Source organism: Aquirufa sp. (assembly GCF_964796385.1).
Map to the genome: position 1 here is coordinate 24,422 of NZ_CBAUBA010000005.1, position 16,366 is coordinate 40,787.

Sequence of the window (16,366 nt, forward strand, 5' to 3'; positions counted from 1 at the left end):
TTAATCGATTTTGATTTGGGTAATTCTGAATTCGGTCCGACGGTTTTGTTGGTGCATCTCTTCCGGACAATCTACGCCATCCACACACGCGTTCAGCAATTGGCTTTCGCCAAAACCCTTAGGTTTTATGCGTGTTTGACTAATTCCCTTAGCTAAAATATAGTTAACTGCAGACTCAGCTCTCGCTTGCGATAATTTCTGATTGTAGGTTTTTGTTGACCTAGCATCTGTATGCGCACCTAATTCTAAATTTATTTGTGGATTATCATTTAGAAAATAGATGACTTTATCTAATTCCTGTGCGGCATCTGGCCTAATATCTGATTTATTTACATTGTAATAGATGGAAGAGATTCCATATAATTGGGAAATTTCTTGGCCTACTTCCGGTTGGTCCATCGCTAATTCGAATGTATACGTTGTATCTGTTTGGTCCTTTGTGAGCTTGCTTACAGGAATGTTGCGACCTTGCATGGAGAATGCGTTTCGAACGGTTAGGTAGGATTCTTTTGATCCTTTAAAGTTCAGCTCATCTGTTTCCAGTAGGTCAAAAATGGGCAAATACCCTTGTTTATCGGAGCTGAATACCTGAGCTTCTTCATTTTCGCGTTTGATGCTAACGCTCGCACCAGGAATTGCTTGCCCTTCTAAATTTACGACACGCGTTTTTAAATGATAAGCGACTGTTTTGTTAATGGGGCTTTCTTTGAGTTTTTGGGGATCTTCGATTCCCCACCACGTATTCTCAGCTTGAGGTGATTTGAAATAATAGATGTCGTCGTCTCCTTTGCCACCTGGTCGGTTTGAACTAAAATATCCAGAAGTAGAATCAGAGAAGCAAATGGCAAAGTCATCCCCAATGGAATTCAGAGGTGTGCCAAGGTGTTCAACAACGATTTCATTTTCGTTCCGACTGGCCACATATAAATCCAGACCTCCAATCGAAGGGTGTCCGTCAGAGGCAAAATATAATTTACCGGCATCACTTACTTGTGGGAATGCTTCATCTCCTGGGGTATTTATGGTCGATCCCATGTTGATCGGCCGGCCAAACCTCCCCGAATTATCAATATTTACGCGGTATAAATCGAGCCCACCTTTTCCACCTCTTCGGTTTGAGCTGAAATATAGGGTCCGGTCATCGGTTGAAAAGCACGGACTACCATCCCAGGCGACGGAATCAGATATAGCCAGTCGTTCTGGTGTTGACCATGAATCCCCAATTTTGGTAGAAATGAATAAATCTACATCTGGTGAAGCATCTTTTTTGCCCGTATTTCCGCGCGCAAAAACCATTTTTTTACCATCGTTTGAAAAGGCTGGGGTGCCATCATTCGCATTTTCTAAATAGATTTGTTTACTGAAAAATGTGGGTGTGCCAATCTCAAGCTCGGATTTTAAAGGGGCAGTCACTAAACCCAAAAAGGGTAATCCATTATTCTTGTAAATCAGCGGCTTACTAGAACTTGTAAAAAGTAAGTTGGCCCCCTGTAAAACCGGAGCAAATTCAGTTTGAGCTGTATTTCCAATGATTGGATAAACCTGAACAAGACTTTTTTGCTTAATTAAATCAGGAATTTTGCTTAGGTTTTCTAATTCCATTTCGGCTTTTATTTGATTAGGCCGACTGGGTTTAGCGAGTAAAAATTTTTCAAGGTAAGTTTTGGCTTTGGCATAGTCACCCGTAGACTTAGCGGCCATGGCGATATGATAGCTGAGTAAATCGTCTGGTATTCCGGCTGTTAAAGCTTTTTCGAGATAGGGAAGCGCGTTACTTATGCGGTTAGAGAGGCGGTACGATTCGCCAATTATATACGCGGATTGATTATCAAGCTTATTTTTGGCGGCTAAAGGTTTTAGAGTTTGAATCGCCCAATCGTACTCTCCTCGTTCAAAATAGTTTTGTCCTTTTTGTGTAACTGATTGCATGAAACTGCAGCCGGACCCGATTGAAATAATCAGGACATAAATCAATGGAAGGGCTAAATTTGATATGAATCGAGGCATAGCTTAAATAAGAACTTTCAAATGTAATAAGCTATGCTCATTATTTTCATGTACATTTGTAGAAATTATCAAATAGGTAAGGAATATTATTCCGAATTAATACAGCAGTGATGTTGCATATTTTATGAGAAAAAGAATTCAAAAGGACGACAACCGTCGTTCAGATGCAGCGCGTAACGCATCCGCATCAAGATCTGAAGGTAGATCATCAGCAAGAAATTTTGGAGATAGTTCGACAGGCCCGCGTAGCGAGTCAAGAGGAGAGCGTAAACCATTTAACCGGGAAGGATCAAGCGATCGTCCGTACTCACCTCGCGCACCACGTGCAGAAGGTGGCGAACGCCGACCGTACAACCGGGAAGGATCAAGCGATCGTCCGTATACACCTCGCGCACCACGTGCAGAAGGTGGAGAAAGCCGACCGTACAACCGGGAAGGATCAAGCGATCGTCCGTACACACCTCGCGCACCTCGTGCAGAAGGTGGCGAACGCCGGCCTTACAACCGGGAAGGATCAAGTGATCGTCCGTACACACCTCGTGCACCACGTGCAGATGATGGGGGACGTCGTCCTTACAACCGGGAAGAATCTAGTGATCGCCCGTACACGCCTCGCGCACCACGTGAGGAAGGTGGTGAGCGCCGTGCATATAATGGAAAACCTTTTACTCCTAGGACGCCACAACAAGAATTTGACGGAGGAGAAAATACGCCTACACCATACCGCCGCGACGGGGGAGATTTCGAGCCTCGACCTACGCGCGAATTAAAACCAAGTTTTGAACCAAGAGAGGAAAGTCGTTCTTTTACCCCACGTGAAGATGGTGCTAGAAAAACTAAATTTTCGCAACGAGAAACATTCAAAAGTAGAAATCGGCATGATGAAGCTCCTGCATTTACCCCACAATATAAATTAGATCGTTATAAGGAGCGCGCTCCTGCCAAAATTCAAAAGAAAATTGCTCAAACGGAGCGAAGAGGAGATGAGGTTCGCTTAAATCGTTTCATTGCCAATGCGGGTATATGTTCGCGACGAGATGCGGATAAGTTGATTGAGGCGGGTGAAATCAAAGTGAACAACAAAGTAGTAACGGAAATGGGTTATCAGGTGAACCCGACTGACGTGGTGAAATATGGAAATCGTAGATTAAACCGTGAGAAGCCAGCCTATGTATTATTAAATAAGCCTAAAGATTTCTTAACGACGACGGAAGATCCTCAAGATCGTAAGACTGTTATGGAATTAGTGAAAAATGCGGGCGAAGCACGTATTTATCCAGTAGGTCGTTTGGACCGAAACACAACAGGCTTAATTTTATTGACAAACGATGGCGAATTAGCGGATAAATTGACGCATCCATCAAATGAGATTGAAAAAATCTATCAAGCCGAATTAGATAAACCGCTTACGGATGAGGACTTTGAGAAAATTAAGGCCGGTTTAACTTTAGAAGATGGTGAAGTTAAAGTAGATGATTTGGCGAAAGTAACTCCCGATGGCTATGTCGTTGGCGTGAAAATTCACTCAGGTAAAAACCGCATTGTTCGTCGTATTTTTGAACACTTGGGTTATGAAGTGACTAAATTGGACCGAACAACTTTTGCAGGGTTAACTAAAAAAGATCTACCTCGAGGAAGTTGGCGCTACCTAACAGAGCGCGAGTTAGTGAAGTTGAAGTACCTATTATAACAAAGAAAAGGCCCGATTCTCATCGGGCCTTTTCTTTGATTTGGAAGTATATATTAAATATTCATCAATGATTCGCGGCGTCTCATTTTTCCTGCAGGAATACCAAACATCATTTTAAATCGACGGCAGAAATAGGCCGTGTCTTTGTACCCAACTTCAGAACCAATCGCACGGATGGATTTCTTAGTCGTGCGAAGTAGGCCAACGGCCGCTTCCATGCGTTGGTATTCAATATAATCTTGTGGATTTATTCCGGTCAACATTTTGAAATATTGGCCAACGTAATCTTCGGAAACGTTCGCAACATTTGCGAGCACTTTGTTGGATAAGTCACCACCAATATGATCTTTGATGTACGCAAAAATATCTATTAAACGTGGATCTTTGAAATACGTACTGTTCGTTGCTAGCTGCTCGACGAACAAACGGTTTTGGATAATGTAGCGAATAACTTCGATGACAATTTCTTCCGTTTTAATTTTTATAATACGGCCTTTTCCGATTTCATCCGATAAATCTTCGAGCAAAATCTCCTTGATCGTTTGTGCTAGTTTTTCGTCCTTCTTAATCAAAAAAGGAGGAATATCTAAGGAGGTAAAGAAATTGACCGAATCAAAAACTTTTGCCTCAAAAGCAACCATACCAAATGAATTATGATGTGACCCAATTAGGGAAGAATCCATATTCAGATCAAAATATAATTCACGGTGTGTCATGAATTCCTCGTTATTGACAGCCTTTGGTTTTTCAGCGTTACCATAGGTTACGCTAACCATCTTACCGCCTGGAATAAAAAGCATGTCACCTTCTTCTACAGGAGTATCTTCTTCGCCAAATGAAACCTCCCCTTTGTACAAAATCAAGAGGGAGTTTTCTACATCATAGTAATTTTTGATGCGAATAGGTTGTAATATTCTAATGTTACGAGCCTTGATAAATTTAACTCCAAGGGACTCAATGATCTTATTATAATCTTCCATAAAATGCTGAATTAATGGCTCTAAACGCTACTTTGATTTTCAAAACTTGGACAAAACTAATAAATCAGATAATAATTCCAAAATATTTAGCGTAATATTTTACAAAAATGAGAAATCATTTTTGAGGTATATTATTGTAATATACCTATAAGCTTCGTTTAAGGGCTTTGGGAACTTTATAAATCAATGCCAGACTGTTTTTTATAATTATTTTTAGAGTTGGCAGAAAATTGAAATAAAATAAATTATTAGGTCATTTTTTATCTGTAAATTTGTTTTTTATGAAATTAGGCGGCGCTTTGACGCCCTTTTTTGAAACACCATGGGACTATTTAATTTCCTTACCAAGGACATTGCAATCGATTTAGGGACTGCAAATACCTTGATTATTCACAAAGATCAAGTGGTTGTGAATGAACCATCCATCATTGCGCTCGACCGGAACACAAATAAAGTGTTGGCTGTTGGTCGTCAAGCCATGATGATGCACGAAAAAACCAACGATAATATTAAAACTATTCGTCCTTTAAAGGATGGCGTTATTGCTGATTTTACAGCGGCAGAGTTAATGATGCGCGGTTTAATTAAAATGATGGACAAGGGTAATTCCTTTTTCACTCCAGCATTGCGCATGGTAATTTGTATACCATCAGGTATCACGGAAGTTGAGAAGCGTGCGGTAAAGGATTCAGCTGAACATGCGGGCGCTCGCGAGGTTTACATGGTTCATGAGCCTATTGCTGCAGCTATTGGTATTGGTATTGATATTGAGCAGCCTAATGGCTCGTTGGTAGTTGATATTGGTGGTGGAACAACCGAAGTTGCGATCATATCCTTAAGTGGAATTGTCGTTGAAAATTCGATTCGTGTTGCTGGAGATGAATTCACACGTGACATTAAAGATTATTTATTGCGTGAGCACAAGTTGGTTATCGGAGAGCGTTCTGCTGAACAAATTAAAATACAAGTTGGCGCTGCATTACCGGAATTAGATAATCCTCCAGCAGATTTTGAGATTCGTGGACGTGATCAAATGACGGGTATTCCTAAGGAGATTTTAATTAATTACTCGGAGATTGCCTACGCATTGGATAGTTCGATTACGAAAATTGAGGTAGCCATCATGGAAACTTTGCAACGTGCTCCAGCTGAACTTTCGGGGGATATATTCCATAATGGAATTCACTTAGCCGGTGGAGGAGCGATGTTACACGGATTGGATAAGCGTATAGAAAAGAAGACTCAATTAAAAGTACACGTGGCTGATGATCCGTTGAAGGCGGTAGTACGCGGTACGGGAGAAATCTTGAAAAACTTGGAAAAATACAAAGCAGTTTTAATTACCTAGATTTTCCATTCATTTTTAATTGCGTTTGGCATGAATCAATTGTTCCAATTCCTACTGAGACAGCGGACATTCCTCCTGTTTTTGGTGTTGGAAATTGTGAATCTTTGGGCGATTTTTAGTTATAATTCATACCAGCATACCTGGTATTTTAATACCACTAATCAGTGGGCTGCTTCGATTTTATCTACCACTCAGGAGGTTAAAAAGTATCACCAATTACGTATTGTAAACGCGCAGTTAGCCGCGGAAAATGCACGATTACACACGCAATTATTGCAGTTGCGTAGTCAGCAGCAACCAACTGGGAAAATACCTTATTTTGCGAGTGCGGCGCTATTAAATCGCTATCAAGCTGTTGCCTGCAAAGTGATGGATCAAACGACGCAGTTGGCTCAAAATTATTTGACAATCGACAAAGGACTTGCGGATGGAATTAAACCAGGAATGGCGGTGATTTCATCCACGGGAATTGTGGGTAAAGTCATGTCGTGTACTCAAAATTTGTCGCTGATTGTTTCCGTATTACATACGAGTAATACCGTTTCTGCTAAATTGAAATCTTCAGGGGAATTGGGCTATATGAAGTGGTCTGGCTACCAAGCGGAAGTAGGTGAATTAATGGATGTATCAAAATATAAGAAAGTGGTCAAAGGGGATACTGTTGTTACTTCTGATTACAATGCCGTTTTTCCTCCCAACGTCCCCATTGGGATCGTTGCGAAAGTAGGGATTGAAAAGGATGATACATTTCATGACATAAAAGTAATGTTGCTCACACAGTTTTCTACGTTGACATATGTGTATGTGATAAAGAACAGACTAGCTTACCAACAAGCTAAATTGGAGCAAAATAAACCTAAAGCGGAATAGCATGAATACGAGCTTATCGGTGAAGTGGTTTTTGGGGGCAATGGCAGCAATGGCTTTGCAGGTTTTATTTTTGCGGGATATTGCGTTTGCCAATGTAGCTTTTTGCTTTATTTACGTGTGGGGAATTATCAAAGCGCCCATGCGTATTGCCACTCCATTATTACTTGTGGTTGCTTTTTTTTCTGGTTGGATCATAGATGTGTTTTATAATACCCATGGACTACACGCCTTTGGGACGGTTCTAGTTGCCTTGTTACGGCCTACTTTTTTTCGGATTTTAACACCTGCAAATGGCTATGATGAACGGTCTGAAATCTCGTTATCTGAAATGAAATGGCTGTGGTTTTTTCCGTATGTAGGTTTAATGCTCGTATCGCATCATTTGATTTTGTTTCTTTTTGAAGCGAGTGACCTTGCAATGTTTGGCCTTAGTTTAGTTCGCGCCTTCAGTTCAGCTATTTTAGGGTTACTCGTATTTGGGTTATTGGAATTTTTCAATCGGGACCAATAAGTCTTTTTGGCAGATTATTTCTTCGAATTTTTTTGGATACGGAATTGCAAGAGTTAGTGCACGCAAAATTTTGCCTAAATGCCTAACTTATGGATATTCTAGTAGAAAATTCTAAAATTTCTCCAACTGTGGCGCATGCTACTTTTAAGCGAGAGTTTTTTCCACACATGGATGCGATGTACAATTTCGCATTAAAATTAACGAATGACGTGGATGAGGCGCGTGATTTGGTACAGGATACCTGCATGAAAGCCTTCCGCTTTATTCATTCCTTCGAGCCAGGGACGTATGCCAAAGCCTGGTTATTTCGCATACTTAAGAATAATTTTATTAATGATTACCGTAAAAAATCACGGGGGCCATCCAAAGTTGAGTTTGAATGGGTTGAGCAATCAATCACAGGGGATGAAGATTCGGAACCTGCCTTTCAAGCTGATTTGCAGGCAGAAACTGTTAATGAAATGCTTGGCGATGAAATTACGGCGGCGATTCAAGCCCTACCTGTCGATTTTCGCATGATCATTATACTCTGTGATCTTGAAGAATTTAGCTATGAAGAAATGGCTCGAATTTTGAATATCCCGATTGGCACCGTGCGTTCGCGACTTCATCGTGCGCGGACTTTACTTAAAGAGGCTTTGACTACCTATGCTAGATCAAAAGGATATGTATGACACTTTGTCATTGAATAAACGAACTAAAATGACCTTGACCATTGTTAGGTATGAGTCCAAAATGTAAGCTATAGGGTATGAAAACGAGTTGCACACATCATAAAGAATGCCTTCAGGTGATTCAACGAATCTTAGATAAGGAAGCAACATCAGCCGAAGAGGCGCAATTTTTGGCTAATAAAGATCAGTGTTTACCTTGTCAAGAAGGGTACAACTTAGAACAATCCTTGAAAAACGCGATTAAAACTAAATGTTCCGTCTCTTGTCCATCGGACTTATTTACGCGCATTGAGGCAAAACTTTTTTTAGTTTTAATCCTTATTTCCATCTTAATTCCCTTATTTTGTTAGCTTAAATCAATAACCTTGGAAGGTAAATTAATCATATTCTCTGCGCCCTCCGGTTCGGGAAAAACAACAATTGTTAAACAATTACTCGCAAATAATTCCAATCTGGGATTTTCTATTTCTGCGTGTACCCGAGATAAACGAGGTCGTGCAGAAACAGATGGACAAGATTATTATTTTTTAACACCCGATGAGTTTCGTGACAAAATTAATGAAGGAGCTTTTGTCGAGTGGGAAGAGGTGTATCCAGGGGCCTATTATGGTACTTTGAAATCTGAAATTGAACGTATTTGGGCGTCAGGGAAACATGTTATTTTTGATGTTGATGTCCGTGGAGGCCTAGCACTTAAGAAATATTATAAAGGGCGGGCTTTGGCAGTTTTTGTTAAAGTGCCCTCGCTAGATATTTTGGAAGAGCGGCTTCGTTCGCGCGGGACTGAAACAGAAGAATCGCTTTCCAAGCGTATATTTAAAATGAAGTTTGAATGGGCTTTTCAGGATAAATTTGACGTTGTTTTGGTAAACGATGTGCTAGAAAATGCGGTGGAAGAAGCCCAACGCCTATTTGACAATCTTACGAAATAGTATGAAAATTGGCCTATTTTTTGGTTCGTTCAATCCCATTCATCATGGCCATTTAATCATTGCACAAGCCGTATTGAATCAAACGGATGTGGACCAAATTTGGTTTGTTGTATCACCACAAAACCCGCTTAAGAAAAGTAAGACTTTATTGCATGAATTTGATCGGCTTGATATGGTAGAGCGTGCAATTGAGGCGAATTTTAATTTTAAGAGTTGTGATATTGAGTTTCATCTGCGTAAACCATCGTATACGATTGATACACTCACGCATCTGTCAGAACGGCACCCAAATCATACATTTACGCTTATACTTGGTGGCGACAACTTAGAACAGTTTACCCGCTGGAAAAACTATAACCAAATACTTGATTATTATGGTCTTTTCGTTTATCCAAGAGGGGAGGAACAAATGAGTGATTTGTGGCATCACAAACATGTTACACGAATTGATGCACCTGTTTTACAGATTTCGGCAACTTATATTCGCGCGTGTATTCAACGTGGGAAATCCATAAAATATCTAGTTCCTGATCAAGTGGAGCAACAAATCGATATTAAAAAATTCTACCTTTAGGCCTTTTCGCCTCAGGTCTTGTATTCATTTTTTAGTCCGTTTCCTTACGTTCGTTTATTGATTTATTGGGTTCTCGGAACGCTGATGGCACAATTTTGTCCGCAATGGGCTTGGGCTCCTTTAGCCACGTTAGGCCTTTGTTTAAGTCTTGTTCAAGCTGAATTTTTGTTCGCACTCGCATTAATTACCCTCAGTATTTTTCGTTTTGATCAAGTACAAATTCCTTGTTCCCTAGCCCCCGATCCAGCCATGCGTGCATGTGTGGTGGAGGTAGTGGAGGCACCCATCGAAAAGGCGAAAACATGGTTAGTTGTAGGTCGTGCGCTCGCTTTGCGTGATCAGGGCACATGGTATTCCGCTTCCGGATTTTGGCGCGTCTATTTTGAGAAGTCGGCACGCCCACCCCAGCGCGGAGCTACTTATTTAGTCATTGGTTATTTAAATCCTATGCCAGCACCTATATTTCCTGGCGGTATGGATTGGTCGGCATACTTTGCGCAAAAGGGGGTAGGCGGGCAAATATATGTCAAAAACGACCAATGGGAGCAATGGGGTATCGTAGGAAATTCGTGGGATTGGTTGACGCGTAGTCAAAAATATTTTCAAAGGGCCCTTCAGCGTGCCCTTCCCGTGGGAGTCGATCGCGATGTTGCGGAGGCGATGTTTTTGGGTGTAGCATCTACCATTGATTTTGAGACGATGCAGCGCTATGCTTCTTTAGGGGCAATACATATTTTGTCGGTCTCGGGGTTACATGTTGGTTTTCTGTATTTAGGTTTAGCATTTATTTTTGGCTTTTTACGCCGCTGGCCGTGGATACATTTTTTGATGATTATGCTTTTTCTATGGGCTTATGCTGGTTTGACGGGCTTCTCTGGACCTGTTTTGCGTTCCGCTTGGATGTTTTCTGTCATTTTGGGGGCTAAGTCATTTCGTCAAAATCATCACCCCGTCAATACGCTTGCATTTTCTTGTTTAGTTCTCTTGGCTTGGGATCCTCAATTCATTTTTCATGCTGGATTTCAGTTGTCCTATGCTGCAGTTCTTGGGTTGATCCTGTTTCAGTCTAAGATGAAAAATGGGTATACAAGTAAATACTGGCTAGTCAATCAATTATGGGAAGTTACGTGTGTGGCGATTGCGGCTCAAATACTTACTTGGCCTTTGGTTTTGTATTATTTTCATCAATTCCCACATCCATTCTATTTTTTTCTACTCAACCCGCTTTTAATACTCTTATCAAGTATCACGTTAGCTGTCGGTTTTATATTTCTGGTATTAAGCCCATTTAATTTCTCTTGGTTGGGTTATTTACTTTCCTTTTGTTTCCAATGTTTTCATGGGCTACTGTTTTTTGTTGCCGATTATTTTCATCCGGTAATCGCATTGCTCCAACTAAGTTTTTGGGAGGTTATTGCCTATTTTTTCTTGGTATGTTTACTCGCGATTTGGTGGTATAGGCGTGCAATTGGGGTGATTTTTTTGATGGGGGCGGTGATTCTATGTTTAACTTTTCAGCGAATAAGTTGGTTGCCTAAAGATGAGTTATTCGTTACAGTTCATGAGAATCGGGCTATAGCTGTTCAGGTAGCTGGAGCGCATGCGGTACCTTATGGACAGATAGCTCCGTCTTGGGTGCAATCGAACATTGTTCCTTTGCTGGCATCCTCGCACGTTCAAGACACCATATCGCGGAATCTACCGCGTGCTTGGAAGTATGCGGGGCGAAGCTTTTTTGTGGCGAGCAAACCTTGTGCGCCGGGTTCGCATGTCGTCACCGACTTGATTATCGAGCCTGATCAAGTAAATAAAGATTTGCGATGGTTAAGATTTTGGCCGATGTCTCATTGGTATTTTGTACGTAGGCCAAGTATCTATCGGTTGAGTCAAATCCGAGGTTTACCTTCTCGCGGGGTAACATTTTTGAGTGAAGGCCCTGCGGTTAATTTCAAAAAAAAGCTGCCCTTGTGAGGCAGCCTGAATTGAATTAGCTAGGTTTCTTCTCGTTACGTTTACGCTCGTTTGGATCTAGCCAAATTTTACGCATACGTAAGGATTTAGGTGTAATTTCTAAGTATTCATCCTTTTGGATAAATTCCATACACTCTTCTAATGAGAAGTTTAATTTAGGAGCAATTTTGGTATTTGAATCCGTACCCGAAGCACGCATATTTGTTAATTGCTTCGCTGCTTGAAGGTTTACCTCGATGTCGTTTTGACGATTATGCTCGCCTACAACCATCCCTGTATAAATTTCTTCACCTGGATCAATAAAGAATACCCCTCTGTCTTGTAATTTATCGATTGCATATGGAATCGCAGGACCTGTATTCATCGAGATTAAAGACCCGTTAATACGCCCAGGAATCGCACCTTTAAACTCTTCATATTGAATAAATCGATGGGCCATGATTGCCTCACCAAAAGTAGCAGTTAACACTTTCGAGCGCAATCCAATCAAACCACGTGATGGAATATTGAATTCTAAGTGTTGCAAGTCACCTTTCGGTTCCATAATCAACAATTCGCCTTTTCCTTGCGTCGCTAATTCGATTACTTTACCAGCCACTTCAGCCGGAACGTCTACGACTAATGATTCGATAGGCTCTAAGCGCTCACCATTTGGACCTTCTTTGAAGATAACTTGCGGCTGACCTACTTGTAACTCATATCCTTCACGACGCATGGTCTCAATTAACACCGATAAGTGTAGAATTCCACGGCCAAAAACTAAAAATTTATCTTCACTTTCTGTGGTTAAAACTTTTAGGGCTAAGTTTTTCTCCGTCTCTTTGAACAGACGATCACGGATGTGACGCGAGGTAACTAATTTCCCTTCCTTACCAAAGAACGGGGAATTATTGATTGTGAACAACATGTTCATCGTAGGCTCATCGATCGCAATACGTGCTAAAGCCTCTGGATTTTCTGCATCAGCAACGGTGTCACCAATTTCGAAATCTTCAATACCTGTAATGGCACATATTTCACCACATTCTACCCTGTCAACTTTAACTTTACCAAGACCTTCAAAAACTTGAAGCTCTTTGATTCGCATTTTTTTCGTACTACCATCTGCTTTACAAAGCGCGATTTGCATTCCCTCTGTCAAAGTACCACGCTCTAAACGACCGATCGCAATACGACCTACGAATGAAGAATAATCTAACGAAGTAATCTGCATTTGAGGAGTACCCTCTTGAACTTTAGAAGCTGGAATATGCTCGATGATTGCATCCAATAAGGGGATAATATTGTCTGTTGGTTGTTTCCAATCAGTACTCATCCATCCTTGTTTCGAAGAACCGTAAATACATGGGAAATCTAATTGATCTTCCGATGCTTCCAAGTTAAACATCAAGTCGAACACACTTTCGTGAACTTCGTCTGGACGGCAATTCTCTTTATCTACTTTATTGACAATAACGATTGGTTTTAATCCCAAAGCTATGGCCTTTGATAATACAAAACGTGTTTGAGGCATTGGGCCTTCGAAGGCATCCACCAACAAGATAACACCGTCTGCCATACATAGAACACGTTCTACCTCACCGCCAAAGTCGGCGTGACCAGGTGTATCAATAATGTTGATTTTCACTCCATTATAACGAACAGATACGTTTTTGGACGTAATCGTAATTCCTCTTTCTCTCTCTAAGTCGTTATTATCAAGGATCAAATCTCCAAATTCTTGATTTTCTCTAAAAATCTTAGAAGCATGAATGATTTTGTCAACTAGGGTCGTTTTACCGTGGTCAACGTGGGCAATGATGGCAATGTTGCGAATGCTTTGCATAAAAATGTATTCGTTGAATGAAACGAAAATCCTTTAATTGGGAAATTCAAGGTGCAAAGGTATGTATAATTTCTTTGAAAAGTGCTAATTGATTAAAAATCAGAGACAGTGAATTTAGTGGGTCACGGACTGGAAGACCTTTTGGGTGGATTTAGCTTGAAATAGTTCAGCTATTTTTTGTGCAATTCCTTTGGAATCGATGCCACAAAGGTGATACAATTCGGATTGTTCTCCGTGCTCAATAAGGGTATCTGGAATTCCTAAACGGATTAATTGGTTCGTATATTGGTTATCAACCATAAATTCAGCAATGGCTGACCCGAAACCACCTACGATTGAGGCGTCTTCTACGGTGATAACATGGGGGTATGACTTAAAAATAGTGTGTAATAGGGCTGCATCGAGTGGTTTGACGAAACGCATGTCGTATAAAGCTGGTTCTAAGCCTTGTTCGCGTAGTAAAAGACAAGCTTTTTCGGCTTCATTCCCAATGTGACCAATGGACAATACGGCCACTTGCTTTCCAGTTAAAATTTGTTGGCCTTTACCTAACTCTATTTCTTCAAAATCAGTCCTCCATACTGGCATTACGCCTTCTCCGCGGGGGTAACGAATGGTCATGGCGGTCCCTAATTCCTTAAATGAATCGAGCTGGGCCGTGTACATCATATTGCGTAATTCTTGCTCATTACGTGGCGCTGCCACAACCATGTTGGGAATGCAGCGCATGTAGGCGAGGTCTAAATTACCATGGTGCGTTGCACCATCTGCCCCAGCAAGTCCTGCTCGATCGAGACAAAAAATGACAGGTAGTTTTTGGATACATACATCATGAATGACTTGGTCGTATCCGCGTTGCATGAATGAACTGTAAATGTTACAAAAAACGGTTAATCCCTGGGTTGCTAAACCGGCAGAAAATGTAACGGCATGCTGCTCTGCGATTCCTACATCGAATGCGCGGTCTGGCATTGCGCGCATCATAATATTTAGGGAAGATCCTGACGGCATGGCAGGTGTCACTCCCATGATTTTGTCATTTTTTTCTGCAAGCTCAAGTAACGTATGACCAAAAACCTCTTGGTATTTAGGAGGCTGTGGATTATCAAATGTCTTTTTATGGATTTCGCCGGTCACTTTGTCGAACTTACCCGGTGCGTGCCAAAGGGTTTGATCTTTTTCCGCTAAGGAATATCCTTTTCCTTTCGTTGTGATGCAATGTAAAATTTTGGGACCCGGAATATCCTTTAAATCGTTAAGAACGGTCGTTAAGTTAGCAATATCGTGTCCATCGATTGGGCCAAAATACCGCAAATTTAAGGACTCAAATAGATTGCTCTGCTGGAGCAATGTAGCCTTTAATCCATTCTCGATTTTCGATACAATTTCTTGTGCGGATTTACCGAAGCTCGACATTTTACCCAACAAATTCCAAACGTCATCTTTTACTTTATTGTAGGTATGAGATGTTGTAATGTCTGTTAAATACTCCTTTAGTGCACCTACATTGGGATCAATCGCCATGCAGTTGTCATTCAAGATGATTAACATATTGTTAGGAATATCGCCTGCATGATTCATGGCTTCGAATGCCATACCTGCTGTCATTGAACCATCTCCAATTACGGCAATGTGCTGGCGTTGCGATTCTTTTTTATAACGAGATGCCACTGCCATTCCCAGTGCTGCAGAAATGGACGTACTCGAATGTCCTACTCCAAAGGCGTCGTACTTACTTTCCGAACGATTTGGGAAACCACTGATGCCTCCAAACAGTCGGTTTGTATGAAAAACAGGCTGTCGGCCCGTTAAAATTTTATGTCCATACGCTTGGTGGCCTACGTCCCACACCAACTGGTCATCTGGGGTATTGAAGACATAATGCAGTGCGACGGTTAACTCAGTTACACCCAAAGAAGCTCCGAAGTGCCCTCCATTGGCGGAAACATGGTCAATAATGAATTGTCTCAATTCCTGGCAAACAGCGGGTAGCTGATCCGCGGAAAGCTTGCGCAAATCCGATGGAGATTGAATCTTACTCAGTAAAGGCCCTGCTGGGAATTGGGTAGACACGATAATAATTTATTCAAGTGAAAGTTTAACAACACAAAGGTAAAAATGTTTTTCAGGCTTATTCGTTTTTTTGACTAGCCTGAAATAATCTCTTTTTTTCTAATTTACTTAAACTATCAAAACCTGATTTGGATATTTTATCTAAAATTTGGTTAAGTTCCTCTTCTTCAACGATTTCTGATGTGCTTACGCTAACTGTTTTTTGAGCGGCTACCGTAACATAGGACATTATTTTTTCCATTCGTTGGGAAGGTTTTTGTACACGTTTGGTGTAAATTACGAAAAAAACACCTGCTAGTGCCCCTCCGAGATGTGCAATATTTCCCCCACCATTAGATCCAACACTTTCAAGAACAGACCATATCACGTAAAATCCAGATATATATTTAATAGCAACCGGTCCGATTAGAAATAAATGAACCGTATAATTTGGCCGTAATGTCGCGGCAGCTGTAACGATTGCGTATACACCTGCAGAGGCTCCTATTAAATACATTGGACCCTGATTGATGAAAAATGGGATGGTATTCAAAACAACAATGTAGGTTACTGCGCCTGCTAAGCCGCCTACAAAGTACAATTGAATCGTCTTCGTTTGACCTAAAAAATCTTGTAAAATTTGACCGAACCAATACAAGAAAAGCATGTTAAACACCACATGCATCAGGTCCACATGCACCCAAAAATAGGTTAAAAAAGTCCACGGTTTATGGCTGAATTCTGCGAATCTGGAGGATAAACTTAGTTGTTCAAGAAAGCCTTCAAAAAAATCCGATTTACCTGTCAGTATGAGAGTTACTTTCGTCAACATTAAGGCAATGTATACCCCAACATTAATCACGATGAGTTGCATCAACCCCCGATTGGGTTGTTGGAAAATTAATTTTATATCACTCCAAATGCTTTGCATT

General features: G+C 41.0%; 14 protein-coding genes. 9 read left to right on the plus strand and 5 right to left on the minus strand.

Going from position 1 to position 16,366, the window contains the following annotated elements; translation table 11 throughout:
* Nucleotides 1–2,007 carry a CHU_0125 family OmpA-like outer membrane integrity protein gene (locus AC1W6K_RS02955; RefSeq protein WP_481946394.1) on the minus strand — a complete coding sequence of 669 codons (2,007 nt, stop codon included), beginning with the start codon at nt 2,005–2,007 and terminating at the stop codon, nt 1–3.
* A gap of 124 nt (nt 2,008–2,131) precedes the next feature.
* Between AC1W6K_RS02955 and AC1W6K_RS02960 the strand changes: the two genes are divergently transcribed.
* A complete protein-coding gene (locus AC1W6K_RS02960; protein ID WP_481946395.1) occupies nt 2,132–3,697 on the plus strand; it encodes a pseudouridine synthase in 1,566 nt (521 codons plus the stop codon).
* 53 nt (nt 3,698–3,750) lie between these two features.
* Here AC1W6K_RS02960 and AC1W6K_RS02965 read toward each other — a convergent pair whose 3' ends face one another.
* Entirely contained in the window at nt 3,751–4,677 is a 927-nt protein-coding gene (locus AC1W6K_RS02965) for an AraC family transcriptional regulator (protein ID WP_481719331.1), read from the minus strand.
* A 322-nt stretch (nt 4,678–4,999) separates the two neighbouring features.
* Between AC1W6K_RS02965 and AC1W6K_RS02970 the strand changes: the two genes are divergently transcribed.
* The 8 genes from AC1W6K_RS02970 to AC1W6K_RS03005 all read left to right on the plus strand — a co-directional run bounded on the left by AC1W6K_RS02970 (nt 5,000) and on the right by AC1W6K_RS03005 (nt 11,557).
* A complete protein-coding gene (locus tag AC1W6K_RS02970) occupies nt 5,000–6,025 on the plus strand; it encodes a rod shape-determining protein (RefSeq protein ID WP_481946396.1) in 1,026 nt (341 codons plus the stop codon).
* A 30-nt stretch (nt 6,026–6,055) separates the two neighbouring features.
* A complete protein-coding gene (mreC, locus tag AC1W6K_RS02975; RefSeq protein ID WP_395783038.1) occupies nt 6,056–6,895 on the plus strand; it encodes a rod shape-determining protein MreC in 840 nt (279 codons plus the stop codon).
* A gap of 1 nt (nt 6,896) precedes the next feature.
* Nucleotides 6,897–7,406 (plus strand): hypothetical protein, encoded by a 510-nt coding sequence (locus AC1W6K_RS02980; RefSeq protein ID WP_481719330.1) that lies wholly within the window; start codon nt 6,897–6,899, stop codon nt 7,404–7,406.
* 89 nt (nt 7,407–7,495) lie between these two features.
* Nucleotides 7,496–8,080 (plus strand): sigma-70 family RNA polymerase sigma factor, encoded by a 585-nt coding sequence (locus tag AC1W6K_RS02985; protein ID WP_481719329.1) that lies wholly within the window; start codon nt 7,496–7,498, stop codon nt 8,078–8,080.
* Nucleotides 8,081–8,157: 77 nt separating this feature from the next.
* Nucleotides 8,158–8,430 carry a phosphohydrolase gene (locus tag AC1W6K_RS02990; protein WP_395783032.1) on the plus strand — a complete coding sequence of 91 codons (273 nt, stop codon included), beginning with the start codon at nt 8,158–8,160 and terminating at the stop codon, nt 8,428–8,430.
* Between the two features lie 15 nt (nt 8,431–8,445).
* Complete coding sequence (gene gmk, locus AC1W6K_RS02995; protein WP_481946397.1) at nt 8,446–9,012, plus strand: guanylate kinase; 567 nt, start codon at nt 8,446–8,448, stop codon at nt 9,010–9,012.
* 1 nt (nt 9,013) lies between these two features.
* Nucleotides 9,014–9,586, plus strand: a complete 573-nt coding sequence (nadD, locus tag AC1W6K_RS03000) for a nicotinate (nicotinamide) nucleotide adenylyltransferase (RefSeq protein WP_481719326.1) — start codon at nt 9,014–9,016, stop codon at nt 9,584–9,586.
* 84 nt (nt 9,587–9,670) lie between these two features.
* Nucleotides 9,671–11,557 carry a ComEC/Rec2 family competence protein gene (locus AC1W6K_RS03005; RefSeq protein ID WP_481946398.1) on the plus strand — a complete coding sequence of 629 codons (1,887 nt, stop codon included), beginning with the start codon at nt 9,671–9,673 and terminating at the stop codon, nt 11,555–11,557.
* Nucleotides 11,558–11,573: 16 nt separating this feature from the next.
* Here AC1W6K_RS03005 and typA read toward each other — a convergent pair whose 3' ends face one another.
* From typA to AC1W6K_RS03020, 3 genes are all read right to left on the minus strand, one after another.
* On the minus strand, nt 11,574–13,382 hold the full coding sequence (gene typA, locus AC1W6K_RS03010) for a translational GTPase TypA (protein WP_481946399.1): 1,809 nt from the start codon (nt 13,380–13,382) through the stop codon (nt 11,574–11,576).
* Nucleotides 13,383–13,496: 114 nt separating this feature from the next.
* Nucleotides 13,497–15,455, minus strand: a complete 1,959-nt coding sequence (gene dxs / locus AC1W6K_RS03015; RefSeq protein WP_481946400.1) for a 1-deoxy-D-xylulose-5-phosphate synthase — start codon at nt 15,453–15,455, stop codon at nt 13,497–13,499.
* 58 nt (nt 15,456–15,513) lie between these two features.
* Nucleotides 15,514–16,365, minus strand: a complete 852-nt coding sequence (locus tag AC1W6K_RS03020; protein WP_481946401.1) for a rhomboid family intramembrane serine protease — start codon at nt 16,363–16,365, stop codon at nt 15,514–15,516.
* Between the last annotated feature and the right edge of the window lies 1 nt (nt 16,366).